The organism is Bradyrhizobium sp. LeoA1Lang, assembly GCF_055413685.1.
The window spans coordinates 1-250 of the sequence record NZ_JBVAPG010000689.1; the positions used below are offsets into that span (position 1 = coordinate 1).

1 pseudogene is annotated in these 250 nt (G+C 57.2%); it reads right to left on the reverse strand.

Annotation, left to right across the window (positions count from 1 at the left end):
* Nucleotides 1-7: 7 nt before the first annotated feature.
* Nucleotides 8-127: pseudogene (locus tag ACZYOF_RS44985) on the reverse strand (IS630 family transposase); the annotation flags it as partial.
* Nucleotides 128-250 lie beyond the last annotated feature (123 nt).

The following is a 250-nucleotide window of genomic DNA, read 5'->3' on the forward strand; positions in this document are numbered from 1 at the left end:
TGGTTCATCACAGTGGTTTTGACTCTTTGGCTGCAGCGGGATAGGCGCGGCGGAGTTTGGCGCGGGCTTTGTCGGTTGTGAACATCCATTTGATGCGGTCTCGCGTTTTATTTCGCTGCCGCTGCCAGGGGATGTCCCGATCGGTGTTGAACTACGTCGGGCCGACGTTGCCAGAATGAATGTTACGCGGCCCTTGTGACATGGGCAACGGGCTTGATCGTCATGGGATTGTGGTGAGCTTGAAGGGCCG